Source organism: Nocardia sp. NPDC050408, from assembly GCF_044458905.1.
GTDB lineage: Bacteria > Actinomycetota > Actinomycetes > Mycobacteriales > Mycobacteriaceae > Nocardia.
On sequence record NZ_JBITIL010000008.1, the window covers coordinates 215,306 to 237,392 of the forward strand.

General features: G+C 65.7%; 21 protein-coding genes. 1 reads left to right on the top strand and 20 read right to left on the bottom strand.

Features of this window, described 5'->3' with window-relative positions; genetic code table 11:
• Window positions 1-384: 384 nt before the first annotated feature.
• The 3 genes from ACIBJI_RS24515 to ACIBJI_RS24525 all read right to left on the bottom strand — a co-directional run bounded on the left by ACIBJI_RS24515 (window position 385) and on the right by ACIBJI_RS24525 (window position 2,116).
• Entirely contained in the window at window positions 385-714 is a 330-nt protein-coding gene (locus ACIBJI_RS24515) for a hypothetical protein (RefSeq protein WP_397086043.1), read from the bottom strand.
• Window positions 715-1,144: 430 nt separating this feature from the next.
• Complete coding sequence (locus ACIBJI_RS24520) at window positions 1,145-1,597, bottom strand: hypothetical protein (RefSeq protein WP_397086045.1); 453 nt, start codon at window positions 1,595-1,597, stop codon at window positions 1,145-1,147.
• Between the two features lie 75 nt (window positions 1,598-1,672).
• A complete protein-coding gene (locus tag ACIBJI_RS24525; RefSeq protein WP_397086135.1) occupies window positions 1,673-2,116 on the bottom strand; it encodes a GNAT family N-acetyltransferase in 444 nt (147 codons plus the stop codon).
• On the opposite strand from ACIBJI_RS24525, the gene ACIBJI_RS24530 reads away from it, so the two are divergent.
• On the top strand, window positions 2,006-2,371 hold the full coding sequence (locus ACIBJI_RS24530) for a hypothetical protein (RefSeq protein WP_397086141.1): 366 nt from the start codon (window positions 2,006-2,008) through the stop codon (window positions 2,369-2,371). The two genes, ACIBJI_RS24525 and ACIBJI_RS24530, sit on opposite strands and share 111 nt — an antisense overlap.
• A 128-nt stretch (window positions 2,372-2,499) precedes the next feature.
• On the opposite strand, the gene ACIBJI_RS24535 is transcribed toward ACIBJI_RS24530, so the two are convergent.
• The 17 genes from ACIBJI_RS24535 to ACIBJI_RS24615 form a co-directional block, all read right to left on the bottom strand.
• Window positions 2,500-3,351 carry an MBL fold metallo-hydrolase gene (locus tag ACIBJI_RS24535; protein WP_397086047.1) on the bottom strand — a complete coding sequence of 284 codons (852 nt, stop codon included), beginning with the start codon at window positions 3,349-3,351 and terminating at the stop codon, window positions 2,500-2,502.
• Window positions 3,352-3,580: 229 nt separating this feature from the next.
• The gene (locus ACIBJI_RS24540) at window positions 3,581-4,522 is read right to left on the bottom strand and encodes a hypothetical protein (protein WP_397086049.1); all 942 of its coding nucleotides are present in this window, start codon (window positions 4,520-4,522) and stop codon (window positions 3,581-3,583) included.
• Window positions 4,519-5,463: a hypothetical protein gene (locus ACIBJI_RS24545; protein WP_397086051.1), complete on the bottom strand. Its 945-nt coding sequence runs from the start codon at window positions 5,461-5,463 to the stop codon at window positions 4,519-4,521. The genes ACIBJI_RS24540 and ACIBJI_RS24545 overlap by 4 nt, the downstream gene beginning before the upstream one ends.
• A complete protein-coding gene (locus ACIBJI_RS24550; protein ID WP_397086053.1) occupies window positions 5,460-6,356 on the bottom strand; it encodes a DUF4913 domain-containing protein in 897 nt (298 codons plus the stop codon). Before ACIBJI_RS24550 ends, ACIBJI_RS24545 begins: the two co-directional genes overlap by 4 nt.
• Window positions 6,353-8,203: a type IV secretory system conjugative DNA transfer family protein gene (locus ACIBJI_RS24555; RefSeq protein WP_397086055.1), complete on the bottom strand. Its 1,851-nt coding sequence runs from the start codon at window positions 8,201-8,203 to the stop codon at window positions 6,353-6,355. The genes ACIBJI_RS24550 and ACIBJI_RS24555 overlap by 4 nt, the downstream gene beginning before the upstream one ends.
• Before the next feature lie 64 nt (window positions 8,204-8,267).
• Window positions 8,268-9,533 carry a hypothetical protein gene (locus ACIBJI_RS24560; RefSeq protein WP_397086057.1) on the bottom strand — a complete coding sequence of 422 codons (1,266 nt, stop codon included), beginning with the start codon at window positions 9,531-9,533 and terminating at the stop codon, window positions 8,268-8,270.
• Entirely contained in the window at window positions 9,530-10,399 is an 870-nt protein-coding gene (locus ACIBJI_RS24565) for a hypothetical protein (RefSeq protein ID WP_397086059.1), read from the bottom strand. The genes ACIBJI_RS24560 and ACIBJI_RS24565 overlap by 4 nt, the downstream gene beginning before the upstream one ends.
• Before the next feature lie 145 nt (window positions 10,400-10,544).
• Window positions 10,545-11,465: a hypothetical protein gene (locus tag ACIBJI_RS24570; RefSeq protein WP_397086061.1), complete on the bottom strand. Its 921-nt coding sequence runs from the start codon at window positions 11,463-11,465 to the stop codon at window positions 10,545-10,547.
• Window positions 11,466-11,511: 46 nt separating this feature from the next.
• Window positions 11,512-12,453 carry a hypothetical protein gene (locus ACIBJI_RS24575; protein WP_397086063.1) on the bottom strand — a complete coding sequence of 314 codons (942 nt, stop codon included), beginning with the start codon at window positions 12,451-12,453 and terminating at the stop codon, window positions 11,512-11,514.
• 72 nt (window positions 12,454-12,525) lie between these two features.
• The gene (locus tag ACIBJI_RS24580) at window positions 12,526-13,401 is read right to left on the bottom strand and encodes a hypothetical protein (protein WP_397086065.1); all 876 of its coding nucleotides are present in this window, start codon (window positions 13,399-13,401) and stop codon (window positions 12,526-12,528) included.
• 124 nt (window positions 13,402-13,525) lie between these two features.
• Complete coding sequence (locus tag ACIBJI_RS24585; RefSeq protein WP_397086067.1) at window positions 13,526-14,644, bottom strand: hypothetical protein; 1,119 nt, start codon at window positions 14,642-14,644, stop codon at window positions 13,526-13,528.
• Window positions 14,641-15,186, bottom strand: a complete 546-nt coding sequence (locus ACIBJI_RS24590; RefSeq protein WP_397086069.1) for a hypothetical protein — start codon at window positions 15,184-15,186, stop codon at window positions 14,641-14,643. The genes ACIBJI_RS24585 and ACIBJI_RS24590 overlap by 4 nt, the downstream gene beginning before the upstream one ends.
• Window positions 15,183-15,863 carry a hypothetical protein gene (locus ACIBJI_RS24595; protein WP_397086071.1) on the bottom strand — a complete coding sequence of 227 codons (681 nt, stop codon included), beginning with the start codon at window positions 15,861-15,863 and terminating at the stop codon, window positions 15,183-15,185. The genes ACIBJI_RS24590 and ACIBJI_RS24595 overlap by 4 nt, the downstream gene beginning before the upstream one ends.
• Before the next feature lie 516 nt (window positions 15,864-16,379).
• Entirely contained in the window at window positions 16,380-17,348 is a 969-nt protein-coding gene (locus tag ACIBJI_RS24600) for a C40 family peptidase (RefSeq protein ID WP_397086073.1), read from the bottom strand.
• 165 nt (window positions 17,349-17,513) lie between these two features.
• Window positions 17,514-19,076 carry a hypothetical protein gene (locus ACIBJI_RS24605; protein WP_397086075.1) on the bottom strand — a complete coding sequence of 521 codons (1,563 nt, stop codon included), beginning with the start codon at window positions 19,074-19,076 and terminating at the stop codon, window positions 17,514-17,516.
• Window positions 19,077-19,234: 158 nt separating this feature from the next.
• Window positions 19,235-20,707 carry an SCO6880 family protein gene (locus ACIBJI_RS24610; RefSeq protein ID WP_397086077.1) on the bottom strand — a complete coding sequence of 491 codons (1,473 nt, stop codon included), beginning with the start codon at window positions 20,705-20,707 and terminating at the stop codon, window positions 19,235-19,237.
• Window positions 20,704-21,951, bottom strand: a complete 1,248-nt coding sequence (locus tag ACIBJI_RS24615) for a hypothetical protein (RefSeq protein WP_397086080.1) — start codon at window positions 21,949-21,951, stop codon at window positions 20,704-20,706. Before ACIBJI_RS24615 ends, ACIBJI_RS24610 begins: the two co-directional genes overlap by 4 nt.
• Window positions 21,952-22,087: the final 136 nt, after the last annotated feature.

The window sequence follows — 22,087 nt, forward strand, 5'->3', positions numbered from 1 at the left end:
TCGTTTCGACTACCTGGGGTCGTGCGAATCGGTCAGGCCTGGATCAGCAGAGATCTGCCGCCAGAGCGTACGGTCGGTGCAACGAAAGCTCGCACCCACAGCGCGACTGCTTCCTCAGCCAGGTGGCCGACTCGATCGCCGAAACGCACCTGCGTCTACAGGCCGATACCAGGCTGGCCTCTGCGGACAGACGGGGCGCGGTCCGGGGCCGGCAGGCGCCGCGGAAGGGCCCGAGCTCGGCTTTCCGTGGCGCGGTAAGCGCGCGTCGCCTGGCGCGGTTCTGTTCGCGTGAGGACAGGCCGGCGATGTACTCGTACAGGCGGCCTAGGATCTACTGCTGCGGCCAGCCTTTCTCGACATCCTCGATACGCTGGCGGATCTCGGTCAGGTCGATATGTGCAGCAACTCATCTACCATCAGCCGACTGTTTCCCCCGCGCTGCCACCAGTCGATCGCCTCACCGGTGACGCCCATGCGCTCGATGAGGTCGGCAGCCGATTCCACCTGCGCGCCGGACTGACCGCAGAAGACCCATAACCGCTGGGCGGCGCGGTGATACCGGTGGATCACCTCATCGACCTCGAACACGTCCAGCTCGCCCGCCCGCAACCGGTCCACGGCCCGCCCCACTTGCTCGATCAGCTCACCCAGTTGCGTCTCGTGGTACGCGGCCACCCGCTCGCGACGGACTCGCCGGTCAGCCTTCGTCCCCATCCCGACAACGCTACCCGGCATGGATGTTCTGCCGGGTCGATAACAGGCACCGGCTACGCCCGCCGGCCGATCGGAACCACCGTTGCCGCCGACGCTCTTCGGCCTGATCCGGCTGACGTGCGACCCGACTCGGGGTTCCGGGCATTGCACAGGTATGTGGCTGGTCAGTCCCAGTCGTCGTGGATGCGAGTGGTGCGTCGTATCGGTGTATCGCCTGGACCGTGGCGGTGATGTCTTGTGCAGCAACGCGCGCGAGAGCGGTGCGGGCTTTGTCGAGGGCGTTGTAGGCGGCGGCTTGGCAGACGAATTCTGGGTGCGCGTCGATGGGCACGAGGGCACTGGTGCGCCAGTATCGGTCCAGCCTGTTGCGTGGCGCACCGCCCGGCAGCCGACGTTCCATCGGTCTGGTCGGGTATCGGGGATAGCACGATCATCCGTCGTGGGAGGACAGCATTCGGTCGCTGATCTGGCTGATCATCCAAGCTCCGAGTTGGTGACCGCGTACCGGCGGTGCGAGCTCGGCGGTCAGCACCACCAATACATCGTTGATCGGCGTCGCTTCGAACTGCTGCTGTACCTGGTCGTCGAGCCATTCGCGATCGAACAGCGGTGAAAATTCCACAGCCCCTTGGGAGTAGGAGTCCAGGATGTCGGCACCGATGTGCTCGCGGCCGAGGCGGATGGTGAGGAAGTCGATGCAGCCCACGCTCACTGCGGTGTCGTCGTATTCATCCGCATGCATCCACAGCTGTGCACACCAGTCCATACAGGCGTCAAATTCGCTGGTGTTCATGCTGCTATAGCGCACGAGCGGCCCACCCAGACTCAGCGTCTCGTGTCCGTCGCTCTGGGCTTGTTCGGCTATTTCTCGCAACGTCGGCATCGCCACAGCCGACAAGTATTGCCCATTCGCCGCCCGGTCGAGCGAGATGATCCAGAGCCCTGCACCGCCAACTGATCACCGCGCGGGGCGAGAGCATTCACGCATCCGATCCACTGTCCCCAGGGGTAGGTAGAACAGGGCGTGTCCCGTCGGAGGGACGTGCCTTACCGGTGCCGCGAGGTAGTCACTGAAGGCCAAGGCCGCCCCGGGCTTGGTCACTATCATTCCGCAACGTCGATAGAACTCGTCCAGGCCGGCTGTGGCGGTGTCGAACTGTCCGTAGATGATCGGTACGCGGGCGCGGCGTGCGGTCCCAACGGCCTCACGTAGGAGAGCGCGGCCAACCCCGTAACTGCGGTGTTGGGGTAGCACCGCGACGGCGCGAATCATGATGGTGTTCAAAGCAACATGAACTACTGCGTGTGGACCGTGCGCAGCCAATTGAAGCGCGAGCGGGATCAGTGGTCCGGCGATCAGACCGCCGATGAGGCACCCGTCTGCAACCGCGACCAGCGCCATCGTTCGTGCTGCTGCCAAGGCAGCGACACCACCACGCCCGAGGGCGCTGTGCTCCGACGGCAAAGGCCCCCCGTTCAACGCGGCCGAGAGCAAACCGGCATCGTTGAGGTCGGCGAGATGCAGGGCGGCAGCGCGAGCGCCGGTGTTACCCGCGAGCTCATGCCACTGCCGAAATTTCAGCAATTCGGCACGGCATCGGGCACGGCGGATCACCACCGACGGCCGCTGCGCCTGGAAAGGGTCTGTGGTTCGTAGAGCTACTGACAGAACGGGAGTCTCCTTGTCGCGGTGGTAGGTCTGATGTGTTTTTGCCTTGGTCGGTTGCCCCGCATCGCCAGGCAGACGAGTGGGACGTGTGGACGGCGAAGGTATGGCGGGGGTTGTCACTGCGGTCGCCAGGTGCTCACGCCGTCGATGTCGGTGACGGATCCGAGTTGCACGTCAGCGAAGTGGAGTCCGAAACCCAGGGTGTAGGGCGCGGTGAGTTCGTCGAGGAGCCATTTGGCGGTGTTCACCGATTGGGCGGGGTCGTCATCGGGTGCTGCGGTCAGGTGCGGGTGGCTGATCTGGATGGGGGTTTGCATGGCGTCACCGAACGCGATGAGGCGGTGTCCGCGTGAGCTGATCACGAACCCGGTGTGGCCGAGGCTGTGTCCGGGTGTGGCGATGGCGCGCACGCCGGGAAAGATGTCCTCGCCATCGGCGATCGGGTTGACGTGGTCGGCGAATACGTCGAGCATCTGCGGGCTGATTCCGTCGACGAGAGCGAGGTCGCGTTTGTCCCATTCGGTGTCCCCGACAAGGACCGGGGTATCGGCGAACGGACTGGCGGGCGTGGTTTGCCACAGCCAGCCGATGTGATCGAGGTGCAGGTGGGTGAGCGCGATCACGTCGATGTCGGCGGGTGTTTTGTCCACGGCGGCAAGGCTTTCCAAGAGTTGTCCACCAACCATCAGCCCGAACGGTGTCGGGATCTGCGATGGTCCGAATCCGGTATCGATGAGCAAGCTCTGGTCACCGTGCTCGACGAGCAAGCCGCCGATGCTGGCGGTGAGGTCACCTTCAGCGTTCAGTAAGGCGAGGTGGTCGCGCCACAACTGTTCGGTGGATTCGGGTAGCCAGGCGCAGGGGTCGAGGGTCGCGAAACCGTCGGGCAGATAGGTGATGCGATGGTCGCCGAACTCGAAGATACGCAAGGCGCCAGGACGGGTCAGGCGGTCAGGACTGACTGTCATCAACGGATCTCCTTCACGATGTGTGCAGGCCGGTCGGCTTCGGGTCCGACCAGGGTGGGGGCTGTGTGGATGGGGGCGGCGGTCCTCGCGGCCGCGGCCCGGTGGGCGGGTCATGGGCGGGTTGGCGCGGTCGATATCTCGGCCACCGCAGCGCTGACGCCGATACATCGGTATTGGGGTCCTCACCATGAATTTGGATGTCGGCCAACCGGAATCGGTTCCCTGCCCGCTACGGATCGGGTCCGGCGTCGCAGTGGGGGTCAGGTGCGTTGGTCTCAGTGGCGAGGGTGTCGATAGCGCAGTCCCAGCCGTAGGACGTCGTTGGAGGTAGCGCCTCGGTGATTGCTGCGTTGATCTCGGCACCTTGGGATCCGGATCGGTCGACCAACGTGGTGTGCAGGGCGTGGAGTGCTTGTTGGAGGAGTGCCTTCGGCGTCGGGGGTTGCTCGGCGTCGGTGCCGTTGTTGGAGCTGTTGGTGTCGCGGTCGGCGCGGCGCAGGCTGGTCAGTGAGCGTCGCACGGCGGCGGCGATGGTGGGGGTGCTGTAGCTGCGCCACTGTGGATCCAGGTCCTCGAGGCTGTATTGGAGGTAGCGGCCGAGTCGCTGTTCGAGGTCGCCGATGGCGGTGTGGAATGTGTGGGCGCGTTGTGTGCGGCCCATCCCGATCGAGGTGGCGGTGGCAGCTGCACGTGTCCAAAGTGCTTGCATGTTTCGCCGTACCTGTTGGGCTGCAGCAGGTTCAGGCTCACCGGTCACGCCGTTGGTGGCGAGCAGGTGTTCGCGAGCGACGGTGATCGCGGCCATGTCGGTGAGCTGAGTGGTGTCGGCGATGACGCGCGCGATGCTGCGGCGCTTGGGTTTTGGGCGTGGTGTTGGGAGCAGTTGCTCGTCGGTCCAGGCGCCGCCGGTCTGTCCAACGCGGCGCGCGAGATCGACCCAGCTACGGGGCACGCCTCGTGCGCGGGCCTGGGTTTCGGTCAGGTCCCGGTCGCGATCGAGGGCGACGATCTGGGCGAGTATGTCGATTCTGGTGGCACTGTTGTTCGCTGCGGACTTCACATTGTGTTGCAGTCGAGCGGCTTCGGCGGCGAGCTGGTGGACACGATGCAGCATTGCCGCCTGCTCGGCTGCGATATCGCCAACGCGTCGCGCTGACCCCGGCCCGGTCATGGCTCGCTTCCATGAACCGGCGATAGGAATTCCGGGCCTGAAATCTCACGGTCGGTGGCGGTGTCGAAGCTGAGCGGGTCCGTGCTGGTTGTGTCGCTGAACAGTGTTGCGCCGATGGCGGTTTCGGTGTTGGCCCCAATGCTGTTGATCAGGTTCGCAGTATTGATCGCGGTGTCGATGCTTTTGCCGGTGATGACGGCGGATCGGAAAAGCTGCTGCGGGGCGACAAATCGGACATCGATCGCGGCGGCCAACTGTTCATGCTGTGGCAGTGCCGCCGCGGATTCGGTCGTGATTGCGGCGGCGGCCAAGGCGATGACTTGCAGTGCGTAGGCGCGGGTGTCGGTGTGTGCGACGGCGTGCCAGCACTGCAGGAGTTCCTCCACGGGAACACCGTCGAGTGTTGCTGATCCCGTCTGTGCCCAATCGGGGGTGGTGCCCCACAATTGTTGACCTTGCTCGGCGGTGAGGCCGAGCAGGTTCGCTATCCCAGTGGTCCGTTCGCGCAGGTTGCATAGGTTGCGATCGAAGTTGGTGCCGATGTCGGTGTCGGAGGCTTGGCCGATCTGGTGGTAGGCGACCTCGAGGGCGCTCCACTGGCACAGCCGGTGCACGTCCGCGGTGAGGGCGGCCAGTATCGGGTCCCAGTCGAGGACGTCGGGGGCGCGCAGGTACAGCTCGGGGCGCCAACTGATGCCGCGTTCGCCGCGCTCACACGCGTGGTCTATCCACGCAGCGGGTATCCCGCCTGCGTGGGCGGCGTTGATCAGTTCCTCACGCAAAATCGCGCGGCCGTGGTAGTCCTCGAACCAGGACTGTGGCGGGTTTTGCCCGGTCTGCTGCTGGCGGCGAGTTGCGTTGGCCATCATGGTGTTCAACGCCTTGGTCTGGTTCTGCAGGGCTTTGAGCACTCGCGCCTGCGCGCGGGTCGGCGTTCTCACGGTCGTGCCTCTGGCGGTGAGGCGGGCGCGAGGGCCCGGAAGTCGGGTCCCCATCCGAGGTGTTCGATCGGGGTTGTTGTGCCGTCGATGCCGAACCAGGCTGGTGCGATCGCGGTGGTGGGGAGTCCGGTCAGTTCGATGTGTCGTTGTGGGGTGCACAGGTGTAGCGGTCCTTGTGCGGCGTCGAGGATTCGGCGCATGTGCCGGTCGATGTGGCTGACGAACAGGCTCGACATCGCGGTCTTGTCCTCGGCGCGGCGCGCGGCTTCGAACACGGAGTGGATGGCGGCGAAGCGCAGGACGACCTCGTGGTGGCGCCACCATTGCCGACACCAGGTGTAGTGGCCTTCACGGTTGTTCGCGGTGATACGGACAGCGGTGACCGGCAGCAGCCAGTCGGTGACGAAGTCGCTGTAATGGGCGAACAGCGGTTGCGGTTTCGCTTCGCTTCCGGTGCCCGCTTGCGGGGTGGGGGTTGGTGGGGTGCCGAACCAGTTCGCGAGCACTGGGTCCGCCGATAGCGACGGGACGGTGTTGTGTTCGGTGCGGGTGCACCGGTACAGGGGGCCGTTCGCGGCGTCGAGGATGAGGTTGAAATGCGGGTCGACGTGGTTGAGGACATAGGTGCTGATCGCGCTGCCGGATTTGCTACGCCGCGAGGCTTCGAAACCGTTGTGCAGGTGCGCGATTCGGACCGCGACGGGGCGGTGGCGCCACCATTGACTGCACCAGGTGTAGGTGTTTTCTCGGTTCGCTTCGGCGAGTCGGACATTGACCATCGGTAGTAACCATTTGTCGGCGAATTCGGTGAAGTGCCGGTACGCCGGTGGCTGAGGTGGGCCTTTCGGTTTCGGGCCGCCTGCTGCGGGTGCAGTTGGCGCCGGGCTGTTCATGTCGCGCTCCCCGCGCTGGGATCGGTGGTCCCGGTCGTCGGCGGGATGACGGTCTCGGCGGTGGGGTCCTTGAATCGGGCCAGGGATCGCTCGATCTGGGGTGCGAGGTCGGGGTTGTGGTACCAGGGAACCTTTTTCACCAGCAGCGGCCCGTGGTTCGGTAACCGGATGACTGCGCGGTCTTTGGGTAGCGCCCCTAGCTGGGCGACATCCAGGATCGGTTCGGAGCGCCAGGTCAACGACCGGGTGACCCCGCCGGGACCGTAGCTGCGGGAGCGCTCAGCGACGTCGTGTGGGCCGGTCATTCGTGACCAGTGTTCGAGGTAGTCCAGGGCGGCGATACCGCCGCCGTAGACCTCGATGGCTTGGGCGCGCATGATCTTCAGACCGTTCGCACCCCACAGGGCTTCGCCCTGTTCGAGGACTTGCAGGATGGTTATCAAGATGATTCCGCAGCCTGCGCAGTAGGTGTAGTACTCCGGTAGCTCGGCGATGCGTGCGCAGTTGGCGGCTTCATCCAGCACCGCCAGCAGCGGAACCGCGAGGCGCCCATCAGCTCTGGCCCGCGAGGCGGTCAGGGCGGCTTCGAGGATCTGTCCGATCAGCGCCGCGGTCAGCGGGGTCGCGCTGTCGTGTCCGGCCATCGACAGCGCGTAGAGGGTGTCGTTGCTGGTGACGAATTCGCGAGGCTGGAATTGCGGCAAGTCATGAACTTCCTCGCCGTCACTGATGTCGAGGACCACGGTGTTGTCGGGGCCTTCGTGGGCTTTGATGATGCGCCGCTGGGGCGGGGTCACCATCCGCGCATAGCCTTCGTGGGTCAGCACATTGAGATACCGGCGCGCCATATCGAACAGACCGTCACGCTGACGGGCGTAGAGGCTTTGGGCTTCCAGGATCCGTTCGGCGGCACGCGGGTGGTCGTGGTCGCGCAGTATCAACACCGGGGTTTGGTCTTGATCGCGGCCGAGCCATTCCGCGGCGTGTATCAGATCCCCACCCGCACACGCTGCCGCGAAAATATACAGCGCCAGCAACTCTCGCGCGCCACCGTCGAAGTAGGCGTCCACGCGGGCGTTTTCGGCATTCGAGTCGGCAATGAAGAACCCGCCCAACTTCCGGGCGGCGGGCAAAGTCTGCACCTGTGCCAGCAGATCGACCCAGAACGAACATTGGACCGTCCCGGTGACCGCCTGCAGATCACACAACCAGATCCGGGAGCCCTGTTCTTCTCGCCCACCGACGGTGTGGCGATACACGTCGGGTTTGTTGGAGGTCGCCAGCACCGGCCCCCATCCCGCGAGCACCGCGGGCACCGCCCAGACCATGGTTTTGCCGGTGCGCTGACCAGCGGCGATCACCACACCCATCTCCGCGGGCACATACAACTCGATCCCGCCCTGCACCGTTGCGCCCAGTGGTGGCCCCTTCAGCGCTCGGATTTCCGGTGGCGCATCACGTAGGAGCCGCGTCGCGGCGGCGGCGTTGGCGGCTTGGGTGGCCATGGTGATCTCACTGGGGCGGTGCATGGTGCGGGCGGCGGCGTCGATGCGCGGCCGCGAACCCATCGATCGCCACCCCATCCGAACCAGCACCCCGACCGGCGCCGCGAACACGGCGGCCACGACGCTGGATTGCCACGGCCATGGGTGCTGACCGATCGCCACTTGCAGCAGTGCCACCACCGGGTGCCGGGTCACCGGCAGCCCGGCGCACCAACTACCCGCACTCAACGCCGCCCACGCCAGCATCACGAGCACCATGACGGCCAAAAACAGCAGTAGCGCGGTGGTTTCGGGTCCCAACCCACCCACAGTGCGGCGACGGGCCTGTCGTGTGGAAATCATGATCGCGAACTCCTCGAGTACGAGCACGAAAAAGGCTGCGGATTATGTTGCGCGACAATGCGATTCACCGAACCGCCTCCTCAATTACCTCTGCCCGGAGGCTGCCGCGGACCGGTTCGGCGGGCTCGGTGGCGGTGTCCCAGTCGTTGCCCGCGCCGTCGGGTATGGCGGCGTCGATGGCAGCGCCGATCGCGGCGCCACCGGCGCCCGTGGCGTCGGCGCCGATGGTGGGGTTCGCGGTTGTGGGCGTCGAGAGTGTTGGTGCGGCTGCGGTTTCGGTACTGGTGGGCGCGGCTGCGTGGCGGGCGAGTTGGTTGCGCAGATCGGCCACGACGCCGCGCAGGGTGGCAGCTTCGGCGCGGGCGTCGTCGCGCTCGGCGGCAAGCTGCGCGATACGCCCCAAATGAGGGAAAGCCGGACGGTCGCTCCAATACGTGCCGTCCAACCCCGCCCGGTAGGCGAGGTCGATATCGGAGTGCTCGACCCCACCAGCGACGGCCTCAGCGCGGGCGCGATGCAGCTGAGCCAGGATGGATTCCGCGTGCTCGACGAAAGCCTGCGGGTCCTGGATCGGTTCGCCGTGTCCGTCCGCCACGCGCGAGTGTTCGGCCGTGAGGTCCTGCACTTCGCGCAGCAGCGCTGCCTGGCGTGCCAACTGTTCGGTGCCGTCGCGGTCTCCGAGTTCCTCCTCCCAGTCCAGGGCGAGGTCGATCCCGTCGATGACGGCCCCGACCTCGTCCATGCTCAACAACTGCGCGCCCGGCCTGGCTCCCAACGCACGATCCACCGCGCTCAACGCTGGTCCAGTCCCCTGCATCGAGGCCGCCGGAGTATCTGGAGACGGTTGGGCTCGAGGGGCGGTCGTGTTGGTGATGAGACGTAACTGCGGTCCTGGTGCTCGCCAGCTCGCCTGGTCCTGGCTGGAGCCGTAGGCGATGCCATCGGTGTGGCCGGTGATTTCGCGGGCCTGGCGCAGGGTGCGCCAAGTCAGCTCATCGACACTGCGATCCCCGGCTTGCTGGGAGCGTGCGATGCTGTCGAAATATCGGCGCGCCGCCTCGGGATCGGCTTCCCATTCCCCTGTCGCGGCGTCGATCTGCCCCCAGAGGGTGCGCCACTGCGCCGCGGGGTGGTGGATCCATGGTGCGGCGAGCCCGACGGCGGAGTTCTCGAGCCGCGCGACATCTGCGGGTGTTTCGCCGTAGGGGGCGATCTCGCGCAGCGCGTAGTGCTTGGCGAAGTCGGCGCGTAGGTGCTGCTCGGTATCGGAGGCCGCGTCGGCGTAGTAGAGCGGATCTTGGTAGCCGCGCGGCTGTTCCAACCACGTCATAGCCCCCGCTCCCAACCCGGGGTCGCTGGGGAATCCTGCTGCGGCGATCGCGTTTCCGGTGCCCAACGCCCACCGCCGGGGTCCAGCGATGTCACGTCGATGGCCTCACCGATTTCGGCACCAGACTCCATCGCGTGGCGCTCGAGGTCGTCGCCAACTGCGACGCCACCGTCGGCCGGGTCGGACGTGGCCTCGGGGATAGCGTTGTCCCCCAGTAACTCTCGAAGTGTGGCGTGGCTGGTACTGACCTGGTATTCGAGTCCGAGGATCTTGGTGTCTTGCCCGATGACCTGTATGCGCAACTGCATGGCCTGCTGCCGGTACTCGAATGCCTCCCGAGCAAACCCTTGAGCTTGGGCGTCGAGGCGTTCGATCCTGCCCAGCCAACGGTGCGACGGGTGTGCCGCCCACGGTGTGCCCTCGGTGCCCAGCAGTTCGGCCGCGATGACATCGTCCTCGGCGACTCCGTCGGCCAGCGCATCGCGACGCGCCTGCCCCAACGCCACGGTCAGCGCATCCAGCTGGGCTGGCACACTATCACTGTGCTCACCCGGTGGCGCGTCGGAGAGCAGAGTTGTTGCCGCGGCGAGGTTTTGCACTTCCCGCAATCGGCGTGTGTAGAGTGCGTCGGCCTCATCGTCAGCGACCGACGATCGGCCCGGCTCACTCGACGTCCGGCTGGTTCGCTCGGCGGATTCGAACAGTTCCAGGGCTAGTTTTTCCACCTGCGCGGGGGATGTATCCAGCGCGGATCGGGACGAACCGGTGGGCGGGGATTGAGCTACGGCCGTATCGCCAGGGTTCGGGGGTGAACTGGCCGTGGTGGTGGGTGTTTCGGGATTGTCATGGAATGTGTCGTCGGACATCATCTTTCGACCTCGTCGGAAGTGGGCCGCGACGCTGAAGCTGTATCGCGCGGCTGATTTCTGATGTCCCCGGCGGATTGTGTGGCTGCCCACCCCTGACCGGCACCTACGGTCGAGGGCGCGAAGGTTCTTGCGGTGTCGATGGTTACGGTTCGGGGCCGACCTCCTTATGGGCGTGCGGTGATACCTCGGTGGTGGAAGTGGTTTCGCTGTTCCATTGCCCGACCTGTCCTGGTGGCAGTGCCTGCTCGATCGCGGCGGTCATAGCCGTGTCGGGAGCGAGGGCGTCCTCGACGAACTGTGTGCGGATGGCGGCGTAGGCGTCGGCGATCATCTGCTCCGGTGCCGGTGGCACGCTGTGGGCTCTCGGGATCGGCTGACCGTCGTCGTCGACCGCGACATACGGCGGCAGCGGCAATCCCGGGTCCGCGCTCATGTAGGTGCGTAGTTCGTTGTGGAGCCCGGTTTCGTCCTGCGCGCTGACGTAAGCGTTGTGGAGTTTCAGCCAGCCCGCTCGCCCGATCCCCCACAACTGCTGGCCCTCGGCCGCGCTCACCTGCGCCATGTGCGCGAACGCGGTCGCCCGCTGGTGATGCACGCGCATAGTGCGCTCGAAATGCCTCGCCTGGGTGGACGATATCTCGAACGTTGCTCGGCCGGTGGCGACGCGGTCCTGATAGGCGGCGGCCAGATACGCCATCCGCTCCAGATTCCAAAGATCCGGGGCCATCATGTCGAACCAGAACCCTCGGACCTCACTCGATGCGCTCGGCAACTCGACCTGCTGCGGCACCGTCGCGGTCCGGGATCCGAGCTCGCGCACATCGGCGATCCAGTCGGGGTTGACCCCGGCTTGCAGCGCTTGCTGTTCGACCGATTCCCGTTCGGCGCTCAGCGCTTGCAGATGTGTGGTCCATTCCAGTTGCGGGTCGGGCCCGTCGTAACCGCGCAACCCCAGCCGCGAGATGCGGGTGTGTTCACCTTCGAGGTGCTGGATTCGTCGCAGCAACTCGGTTTGCCACCGTGCGAGTTCACGCTGGTGAGGTGTCAGGTCAGGACCGGTCACGATCGAAACTCCTGCTCCCGCGACCAATCGATGCCCACCAGTGCCATCAGAAGTCCCGGTCCAGATTGCGTGTCGAACCCGAGGCGGTGATATCCGGCTCTCCGACTGGTTCAGCCCCCCAACTACGGGTCAACTCGTCCAGCCGTGCCGCCGCGATTGCCTCGCTGAGCTGCCCTTCGGCGCGGGCGGCATCGGTGATAGCAAGCGCCTGTTGGGCGTGGTCGATCATCGCCCGTGGTGTCGGTGGGAGCTCACCAGGAAAGACCGTGCGGCCCGGCCCGCTGCTGTCGATGGGGCGCATGTGCTCTCGGGCGTCGTACTCGATCCCCGGCCACGCTCGGGTGCGCCAGTGTTGTTCCAGGACCGTGTCGCTGTAGCGATTGACCGTCGCCTCCACCAGAGTTCGCCAGGCCGATGCGTCGCGGCCCCACAGCTGAGCGCGTTCGGTATCGGTGAGGTCAGCGACGACGGCGGTGTCGGCCGCGCGCACCCACAGCGCGGACATGTTGGTGTGGATCTGGCTCGCCGCGACCGGCCGGGATTCAGAGTGAATCCCGGCCGCGATGCGGCGTTGCCGGTGCGCGGCGAGGATGGCGGCGGTGTGTTCGAGCTGCCAGACATCGTCCGCGACACTGTCAAGCATCGCCTCGCGCGCCACGTCGGTTCCGCGCGCAGGTTCCGGCGGCGGTGGTTGGCGAGCGTTCCAGCGGATTCCGTGATCACCGAGCGAGCGGGCCTGCTCGAGCATCGGTTCGGGAAGTCCGTTGGCGCGGGCGCGGATCACGGCCTGCTCGCGTTCGGCGTCCAGTTCCCGCAGCTGGGTCAGCCAAACACGGACTCGCGTGTCATCGCTGCCGGGCGTGAGGTTGTAGTCGGGGTAACCGTGATGCAGGACCCGCTGATGGTGATACGACAGATCTTGTACCTGCTCGAGCAGTCGAGTTTTCCACGGCGGCAGCGACTCCCACGGTCGCGACACTCCGCTCACAGTCGCCTCCCTGGTCGTCGAATCTGGTTGCACTGCATTGTGTTTCGTGTGTTCATATGCGACTCCTGTCGGTTACGGTTCGATGCCGCGCACTGTGGTCAGCGGCAGTGGCTGCGATGGCGGATCGGTAGCCTCGTCCAGGTGTGTGGTGTGGGTGTCGCTGCTCAGGCCCGCCTGCTCGATCGCCGTGTGGATCACAGCCCCATCCCCTGCCCGCGCACTGGTCGCATCAAGGGTCGGGTCCGGGTCTGCGGCGCGGGTGGTCGTGGTGTCGAGTGCGTTCTCGGCGAGCGCGATCAGCTCTTGCGGGGCTAGTGGTAGTTGCCCGGCTGCTGCGGTATCGGAGCCGGTGATGCCCGCGCCTTGCAGGACATCGATCGGCAGGGATTCGGCGATCAGGTTCGACAGGCTGGCCCGGCTGCGCCATTGCTCGGTCAACGCCTCATCGTCGAGGCTGTGCGCTCGTGCGGTGGCCGCTGCGATGCTGGTGGCGTCGGGCCACAATTGTTCGCGTTCAGCTGGCGAGAGGTCCAGGGCGTGGGCGAGCGCGCCGATGTGCTCGCGCAGCGCTTTCATGCTCAGCTGGAGCCATGTCTGTGGTTCACCGGTGAAGTCGCTGTATCGGTGGGTGTAGGCGGTGTGGACCGCGGCCATCTCCTGCAGGCGGTCGACCTGGGTGGCTAATCCGGCCAGCAGCTGTGCGCGGTCCACGGCCTCGGCAGTGGGCATCGTCTGATCGGGATGCCACCGGATGCCGTTGGTGCCGCGCTGATAGACGTGGTCGATCAGCCGCGGCGGCACTCCTACAGCGACGGCCTCACTGGTGATGATCTCGCGGGCCTCGTTGAGATGTTGCAGTTGGTGCTGCCAGCGGTGCGCGACGCCCAGATCCAACCGGTCCCAACCGAATCGACCCCGATCAGCGGCGTTACGGATATCGACGCTCATGTTCTGAATCGCAGTCAGCAACCCCTGCTGGACTGGCGGTAGCGCCGATGCCGATTCGACCATCACAACCACCCACCCCTGTCGTCGATGCAGCGGCCAATCCTCGACCTCGCGGCGCTCATCGTTAGATCCCCACGTCCACACCGAGCGCCTGCCCAGTCGGCGCCGGTCCGAGGTCGGCGTCGATTCCGATACCGACCTCGCTGGTCAGTCCGGCGTCCTCGATGGCGGTGGCGATACCGTTCCCGGTATCAGCAACGACGCCCTGGTCGGGGTCGACCACGTCGTCGAGGAGGTGTTCGGCCCAGACACCGAGGGTCAGTTCCTCGGTCAGCCCGGCGACCGCGTCCAGCAATGGTTCCGGATACCGGGTGCGGGTCTCCATGTCGATCTGGTCGATGTCGACTGTCTCGACGTCGATGTAGGGCAGGTCATCATCGCGGCTGGTGCCGTCGGGGACCAACACCGTCCCCGGCTGCGCGGGGTCGGGGTCGCCGTCGAGGTAGGTCTGCGGATCCAGACCGGTGTCGTCGGTGAACCGCTCATCATAGGCGGCGGCATGGGTGCGGTGCTCCTCGGACAGATCCGCGGTGTGCTGGGTGGCGGCGAAACCGGCCGCGGCGTGCATCCCTGCGGCGACGTCGTCGCCGCTCGCGGTGGACAAGGTCTCGCTGAAACCAGCAGCGCGGCGGCGAATATCGATCAGCAGCTTCTTGTACTCGACATCCAGGTCGTACAAGCCTTTCGCGTACTTCGCCCGGTCCCCGTACCCGGCTTTCTGCAGCTGGTGGATCTCGTTTTTGCGGCGCTGCTCGGCCGCGCTCTCGCGATCGCGACGTTGCAGATCCGCGTTGCCTCGTCGGGTCTGCTCACTCTTGACCTTGATTTCAGCTTTGTTCAAGGCTTCGCCCCACCGCGCGCGGTCGTTGTATCCGTCCAGTTGACGCTGATGCACAGCTGCTTTGCGGGTCTGATCATCGAGCTTGGCTTGCTCGTCGAGTTCGAACAGCCGCTGTCCCTGTGTGTGGCGATCGACGTAGCCCTGTATTTTCGCCCAGTGCAGTTGCCGATCGCGCAACTCACGGGCACCGGCGTCCTCCATTCGCTGCAGATGCTCTGCTACAGAGCGGGACTCGCCGCCACGGCGTTGCAGGAAGTTGCCGACCATCGCTCCGGTCTGGAACGCCTGGATGAACCCCTGCCGCACCGCCTGACCGCCCTCTTCGACCGGATCCCCACTCACCCGATCACCTCCAAACCCGCGACCAGCCACGGACTCGACAGGCCCGAACGGGTGGCGTGCGCGTAGACCGCGAATCCCATCGCGGGGCTGGCGTCACTGGGATGCAGATCGACCGCGAGGACACGACTCATCGAGGTCGCGGTATCGGGCGGATGGTCATCGCGGGTGGTTCGCGCGGTGGCCGCCACGGTTACTGACTGGGTGCGCCATTGCTGCCATGTCGCCGCGGTGATCGGCGTGAGCACCGGTGCCGCCGATTCACCGGCGGCGGCGAACTCCGCTGCCAGCAACGGTTTTGCATGCTGGAACGCGACGCGTTGATCGGCCTGGATCTCGGGCTGATAGGTGAAGACCGCCGAGATGGCGGCGCTCAGCACGGCCTCGCCCGAGCAGGGATCGACCGTGGTGTAGGGTGCGGCGAATCCGGTTGCGGTGCATACTTTCTCGCTGCGGATGGTCGGTACGTGGGCGCAGCCAGCACCCAGGACGGTGGTGCTCGTTGCCGCTAGCACGACCACTGCGAGGGGTCGGGTGCCGCTCACGTCGGGATCCGATGCTGGATCAGGGTGCCCAGATCGATATGGCACCAGTCGACGGGGCTGGTACCGGTGGACTGTTCATCGGCGGGGTTGTGATCCGGGTCGGTGATCAGGTCCAGCACGAGTCCGGCGATGAACGCCGACCGCTCGAGGTTCTCGAGCAGATCGCTGCTTCCGCACGCCAGGATCAGGTGCAGCGTCGCGACCGGGGCGCCCCAGTCGTGGCGGGCTTGCCCGGCCAGCCAGATCGCTTGGCGTGCAGCGGCTTTAACTGCATCGACTTCGGATTCGATCACTGTGGGCAGGGTGAGGGTATCGAAGCGTTGCCGCCAGATCACTCGCCCGTCGGCGCGACACAGCGTGAACTGCTCGCTCGTGGCGGCAGACCACAACAGCAGGTGTGGTCCGCGTGTCCCGCGTTCAGCCAGCCTGGCGTGGGCTTGCTCTCGTGCCAGTTCGTTCTCACGCAGCCCCGTGTAGTCGATACCCGCTTCGGTTCGCAGCGCGGCAGTGAATTCGGCGAACAGTTCCGCAGTGTTGAATCGGTGTTCGGCAGCGACACGATCCAACTGCCGGTAACTGGTGCAACCGCGCAGCTCACGCGCCAAGACCCGCACCACCAACTGTGGGAGGGTGAGTGCGTGTGCGTCAGCCGAGGTGACAGTGGTTGTGCCGGCCATTGGTGACTGCCTTTCTTGTTAATTCATTCGTGGTCGGTTCGATTGCGGTGCAGTGGTATTCATCCCGAGCGGTCATGGGGCCGGATCCGCAATGGGCGACGCCTGCGCCGCTGTGTGGTGTGTAGTGTCGCCGCCGGCGATGTCCTCGCCCTGCGAGCCCGGTTCGTACTGCCCCCGAGCGCGGCGTCAATGCGTCTCTGATGGCGGTGTCGCCATCTGTCCCCAGATCGGAAGTGATGCCCGTGCCATCGGTCCTGGTGCCACTGCGCCGGGCTCTTTGGGCGGCGCCGATCAGTTCACCGGGGCTTGGTGGCAGTTGGTGTGTGGCGGCGTCACTCGAGCGGATCCCCGCCATATTCGGCGCCGCGACACGCACGTGGGCGTCGCTCAACGTGGTCGTCTTCGTGCGCGTTCTCCACCGTTTGAGCAGTTGCGATGCAGCCTGTTCCCGGGTTGAAGCCAGCACCGATCCCCATGCGTCAGCGTCGAACCACCATCCCGCGACCTCGGTCTGGGTCACTCGTACGCTGAGACCTCTGTCGTGGTGGTGGAGGGCGCGTTGTATCTGCGCACGTCCATGTGCTCGCCGGTCCATGCACTCAGTGGAGTGAGAGTGATGGTTTGCCCGGTCTGTGGGCTGTGCAGCAGCAGGTCCTGACCTTGTTCGTTGCGGCCCGCGTAGATCCCGACATGATGGGAATCCGTGGCGCCGGGTTCGGTGAAGAACACCAGGTCTCCCGGTTGCCTCTGCTCGAACGGCACCGGCTGTGCAGACGGATGATCCTGCTGGGCTTGGGTGTAGTGTGTCAGCCGGATCTGCCCACCAGAGGCCTGATAGATCGCGTACAAGGTCAAACCGCTGCAATCGAATCCGCCGCCGGTCGGCCCGTCCGGGTTGCCGCCTCCCCACACATACGGAGTGCCGATCCATCGCCGCGCCGCGGCCACGACCGCTTGTCCGAAAGGCCCGCCGGCACTCAGCGGTGCACCCGATCCGGTGGCACCGCATCCGGCCGGTGGTTGCCCGGCTTGTGGTGCGGGCATCGAGGCCTGGTCGATATCGGCGAACATCGCATACAACTGGCGGGCGAGATCGAGTTGCCCGGCATAGGCGGCGGGCGCGGACTGTTCGACAGCCTGAGCCAGCTGTGGAGGGCTCATCTCTTCGGCGCCACCGATTTTCGCGGCTTGGGAGTAGAACCAATTGATCTGGTAGATCGGGTCCATCAACGCCGTGATGCCGACCGATCCCCATACGCTGACCCGCATCTGGTGTGGACCGACCGAGTCGTGGTCGTGGCCGACGCCGTCGTTGCTGTAGGACAGTGATTCCGGCACCGAGGAATTCGCCAGATTCCGGAACGTCGACTCGGTAGCCTGCGCAGCGATCTCGGCCACGATCACCGATTCGGGCATCCGCCGCTGTTTGCCGATCGCGACACCATTGCGAGCCAGTTTCAGCTGGGCTTCGTTCAGCCCAGCCACGCTGGCCTTTCCCGATCCACTCTCCCCACCTGCAGAGCTGGGTGCTAATGTCGCCGCACACGAGGTCGCCGGGTCGGCTCCGACGAAGATCAGCAACATCAAGATCAGAGCGATCGGCAGTGAAACTGCCGCCGCTGCAAGTGTTTTCGAAGTATCCATCACCGTTCACCTGCCCGCCTCCTGGGTGGTTCCGATGTCTTGGAAGCGACGGTTGGTGTTGTGGATATCGGATTCACGCTCGGTTTGTGTGAAGGTGAGCCGGAACGCGATTCCGGGTTCGCCGGATTCTCCGGTTTTGAGCAGGAAGCATCCGGTGCCCGGTGGGGTTTCGCGGGTGTCGGTGTTGTCGTCGCTGGGTGGGCGTGGCGCGGCCCAGGAGGTGACCAGTAGTTTCTCGGTTTCGGTGATACCGACCGCGGCGCGGATGCGGTTGATCTCCTCCGGTCCGACGGGGCCGATGATTTTCGCGCGGGCTCGTTCGAAGAAGCCGAGCGCTTTGGATACTGCGGCAACCGAATCGAAGGCGGCTAGGTCTTTGATGGTGTGGCTGCACATGATCAACCCGGTGCCCAAGACACGGTTGAGTCGGGTGAGGGCATCGACGCGGTCGACCATGAACTCCCCGACTCCGAGAACGCGCCAGATTTCGTCCATCACGACTTCGTAGGTGCGTTTGCGGGCCAGTCCGGCATCGGCGAGGGCGTGTGCGGCGGCGACGGCACCGAAACCTTGGGACCAGCACACCATCAGCACCGCCGCGAGGAGTTTGGTGTCGCCTTCGGGGATACGGGAGACATCGACACAGATCGCGGGACTGTCCAGGTTCAGCGGCGTGCTGGTGTGGCCGTCGAAGATGGCACCGAACGGGCCTTCGACCAGTGCCCGCAGAGAGCGGCGCAGAGTTTTGGTGCTGGCCCGGTAGCTGCGGTCGTCGTCTTCTTCGGCGAACTGGCGCAGCTGTTCTCCACCCCCGGAGATGACCGCCAGCAGATCCGACAACACCGGCGGCGCGTCGGGGGTGAATCTGCCTGCGGGACTGTAGAGTTCGCGAAGACCCGCCGCGATGAGGGTTTCTTCGTAGTCCGCGACGCGGCTGCCGCGTACGAGTTCGATCAGCCCCGCGACGATATTGACCTGTCCGGCTTCCACGCGCGCGGCGACCTGGCGGCGCTGGTCCGGATCGGGCAGCCGATCGATGATCTCTCCGAGGGCGCCGACATCGAGGGGGTTGAGGTGCCCGTGCCCGTAGCCGACGTCGATGACCTGCCCACCCAGGTGTTCGACGAGGTCGCGGTAGTCCGGCTTGGTGTCGCCCATGCACAGCACGGTTTCCCCGGCCGCGACCGCGCCGGTCACCATCCGCCGGATCAAACTGGATTTCCCGAAACCATTGAGCGCCAACACGAAAGCGATCGGCGCGGTGATATATCCCCGCAGGAACCAGGACATCACATCGAAATGCACAGGGGCACCGGTGATGTAGTGGCTGCCGACCGGTGTGCCGACAATGGGGGCGCTGGCGCCGATCGCGAACGGCCACAACCCGGCGACCTGTACGGTGGTCGCCCTCCATTCCGGCATCGACGGGACCACCGCGGCACGCCCACCCCCGAGGCCGGCGTAACCGCGATCGGTCAGCCGGGCCAGCGTTCGTTGAAAGCCACCGTCGCGGTCGAGATCCTCGACGCGGCGAGCCACGTTCGCCCGGCGGTGATCATCTGCAGACATCGCCAACCTGGCACGTCCTCCACGCCACCCCGGCAGCGCCGCATCCGCTTCTACCTGGGCGCGTGACGCCGGTGTAAGGACCCGGATTCCGGCGATACTGACCGTCTTTCGGCGCCGATCAGACTGGTGAGCGTTCTTTTTAGTCGTGCGGTTCCCGTTCACATTGAGACCCTCTTGGAGATGGAAGTGTGCTCGGGCAGGATCAACCCGATCCCCAAGCTCGCCGCGAACGTGCTGGCCTGCGAGCCATAGCAGCGGCGCACTCCGAGCCGGGACGCATCCGACATGCCCCGTACCGATGCTTCGATACCGGGCAGGTCCGCCTCGAGATGGTCACTGACCGTGATCAACACCCCGAATCTGGTCAATCCCGCGCCACGCGCTTGTTCCTGGCGGGCAGCGTTGGTGTTGCCGACCCGCAAAGACGCCGATGCCGAAGCCATTCCACGTTCGGTCTGTTCAGCCGCGAGAGCGTCACGGAAGTCGGAGTCGACGAGCTTGGTGGCCTCGGCCGCCGAGTGCAGCCGGTACACGATCGCGACACGTTTGCGTGGCACGTCCGCGCGGGGACGCAGCAACTCTTCCAACCCGGATTCCAGGACCGCGCCGCGCGGGGCGGCATCCATTTCCCACGTGATCGAGCGGGCACCGTCATGCAGGTAGTGATCCCACCGATCCGCATGTGCGATCGGGCCTGCGGTGTCCCACGACGGGGTAGTCGTGATCGTCGCCCCCGCTGACTCGACGTCGCGCTGGGCTGCAAGGTCATAGCGGGTGCGGACCAGTCCGATCACTTCCCACGCGTGTAGCGGGGTCGCAGGCAACCCGGCCCGCGCCAGATGCGACAGGACTCCTTGCAGGCGTTGCCCGATCTCACGGGCCTGTTCGGCGTCATCGCGGCGGATGCGGCCTTTGCCGATGGCCCGGTAGGTCAACGCGATACGGGCCTCGATACGGACACCGACCCCGCCGATATCGGCAGCGGCTTCCCGCATCACCGCTTTCGCATAAGCCGGGGCATCAGGGCGGACCAGCCGAGCGACCTCGCGGCGCTGCCGCAGCCGTGTCTCGACCACGTTCTCCAACACCGCAGTTACCGCGACGACTTCCCCGCCACGGCTTTGTGTGGCCAGGAACTGCCCGTACCCCTCGACCCAGGTATCGATCTGGGATTGGTCGACCAGTTCCTTGCCGCGCGGGATCACCCGCAGCACCACTGTGTAATGGTCGGTGCGGCGGATGTGGATCATCGCGAACCGCTTCCCGCCCGCGGTCTCGTACTCCGAGAGCCGCGAATCAGCCAGCAGCCCAGGCAATCTTGACGTTCCTGGGATTCGCGAGAAGCGCCCGGACCTGTACACCAGCTCACCACGGGCACGTGCCATAGCGAACTGGGTGCGCAGCACGATCAATTCCCACCCAGTGCGGCCGTTGCGGCTCACGACCAGCGGGATGAACACCAGCGCGCCACCACTGACCAGTACCCCGGCCGCAGTCAGGGAGCGGGTGAGCATGAAGCCGACCATCACGGTGATCACCAGTGCGAGCCCGAACATCGACGCACCCCAGGTGAGCCCGAAAAACCCTGCCGACCGTGGCTTTTCCCACCTGCCGTACATACGCGTCGTCATCGCCGCACCTCCCCCGAAACCGGCGCGTCCAGATCGAAACCACCGTCAGCGGCATCGGTCGCGGTGGCATCGACTGCCGAAACACCCTGGCGCGCAATGCCAGCCCCAGTTTTGGCGACCATTACGGCGGCACCAGCAACACCTGCGCCAGCCGCACCCGCACCAGCCGCACCACTGCTGCTCGCGGCCTCCGAGCCGCCACCGGGCGCTTTCGCACCGGACGTGTCCGCAGGCGCGCTCGCACCACCACCTGATCCCACAGCGGCCCCGCCGCCACCTCCATCACCGGCCCGAGCGCCGCCACCAGCTACGCCCCCGCCTCCGCCGTCCGGCATGGGACGTCCACCGCCACCGCCCTCATCGGGTGGCGACGGGGACCCGCCACCCCCGGGTGAGGATTCGCGCTCACTGACCGGGCGAGCTTCGCCGCGACTTCTTCCGGCCGAGGACATCGCCGCCCCCAGCCCGGCACCAGCCAACGCCGCTGCGGCACCTCCCCCGCCGCCGAGCGTCGCCACAGCTGGCGCGATCAGTCGCATCAGCGCGGGCAGCACGATCGGCACCATCAACAACAGCAGCAAACCAAGCAGCACCAGTTGCGAATCCTGCTGCTGCCCATCACCTTTTGTACCTGCTGCGGTGAACGCGATCGCATACACCAACGCGCCCACGGGTTTCCACAGGACGAACGCCAACGCCCAGGTCAACATCTTCTTGTAGGCCTGCGAACCTGGCCCGGTACCTGCGGCAGCAGCCGCGATGGGGATCGCCGCGACAACCAGGATCAGCAGTGCCTGTCGAACGACGAGCATGACCAGTTGCACGAGCATGCTGATGATCCCGAAGATGCCGACAATCAGCAGTAGCCCCGAGCCCAGGAACGAATTGTGTCGCAGGTCGAACCCCGCCAATCGGGACACCACACCCGCGGCGTCGGCACCAGCAGCGTCGTTGACCACCCATGTCGAGAAGCTGTCGCCCGCACGGGTCCCAGTGGTGATGACGACGGCGAACATCATGCTCGCGAAGACCGCTTTGCCGAAGACCATGAACGATTCCTGCGCTTCGCCTGCGACACCGCCGCGTTTGGCCAACGCCAGCCGGGCAGCGGCGAACATGATCCCGGCGGTCATCAACAGCACTTGCAGGCCGCTGGTGTAGTCGCGAATCGACCCGAGCAGCGGCCCCGGCTCACCAGTACTCGCTGCCAGTTGGGGTGAGGGCAGATCGAGCCACCATGTCATCGCCATCCGCAATCCGGCGCCGAAGCTATCTATCAATTTGTCGACGATGTCATCAAAGACTGATTTCGCCGTGTCGCTGGCCGCCTGTGACCCGAGCTGGCATGCCTCTTTAGGGCCACCGGGGATATCGCAAAGC

Excerpts from the sequence above, each read along its gene's own strand:
- ACIBJI_RS24515 (WP_397086043.1), bottom strand. The coding sequence starts at position 714 with ATGGGGACGAAGGCTGACCGGCGAGTCCGTCGCGAGCGGGTGGCCGCG.
- ACIBJI_RS24520 (WP_397086045.1), bottom strand. The coding sequence starts at position 1,597 with ATGCCGACGTTGCGAGAAATAGCCGAACAAGCCCAGAGCGACGGACAC.
- ACIBJI_RS24530 (WP_397086141.1), top strand. The coding sequence starts at position 2,006 with ATGAACTACTGCGTGTGGACCGTGCGCAGCCAATTGAAGCGCGAGCGG.
- ACIBJI_RS24525 (WP_397086135.1), bottom strand. The coding sequence starts at position 2,116 with ATGGCGCTGGTCGCGGTTGCAGACGGGTGCCTCATCGGCGGTCTGATC.
- ACIBJI_RS24535 (WP_397086047.1), bottom strand. The coding sequence starts at position 3,351 with ATGACAGTCAGTCCTGACCGCCTGACCCGTCCTGGCGCCTTGCGTATC.
- ACIBJI_RS24540 (WP_397086049.1), bottom strand. The coding sequence starts at position 4,522 with ATGACCGGGCCGGGGTCAGCGCGACGCGTTGGCGATATCGCAGCCGAG.
- ACIBJI_RS24550 (WP_397086053.1), bottom strand. The coding sequence starts at position 6,356 with ATGAACAGCCCGGCGCCAACTGCACCCGCAGCAGGCGGCCCGAAACCG.
- ACIBJI_RS24555 (WP_397086055.1), bottom strand. The coding sequence starts at position 8,203 with ATGATTTCCACACGACAGGCCCGTCGCCGCACTGTGGGTGGGTTGGGA.
- ACIBJI_RS24560 (WP_397086057.1), bottom strand. The coding sequence starts at position 9,533 with ATGACGTGGTTGGAACAGCCGCGCGGCTACCAAGATCCGCTCTACTAC.
- ACIBJI_RS24565 (WP_397086059.1), bottom strand. The coding sequence starts at position 10,399 with ATGTCCGACGACACATTCCATGACAATCCCGAAACACCCACCACCACG.
- ACIBJI_RS24580 (WP_397086065.1), bottom strand. The coding sequence starts at position 13,401 with ATGAGCGTCGATATCCGTAACGCCGCTGATCGGGGTCGATTCGGTTGG.
- ACIBJI_RS24595 (WP_397086071.1), bottom strand. The coding sequence starts at position 15,863 with ATGGCCGGCACAACCACTGTCACCTCGGCTGACGCACACGCACTCACC.
- ACIBJI_RS24605 (WP_397086075.1), bottom strand. The coding sequence starts at position 19,076 with ATGTCTGCAGATGATCACCGCCGGGCGAACGTGGCTCGCCGCGTCGAG.
- ACIBJI_RS24610 (WP_397086077.1), bottom strand. The coding sequence starts at position 20,707 with ATGACGACGCGTATGTACGGCAGGTGGGAAAAGCCACGGTCGGCAGGG.
- ACIBJI_RS24615 (WP_397086080.1), bottom strand. The coding sequence starts at position 21,951 with ATGACATGGTGGCTCGATCTGCCCTCACCCCAACTGGCAGCGAGTACT.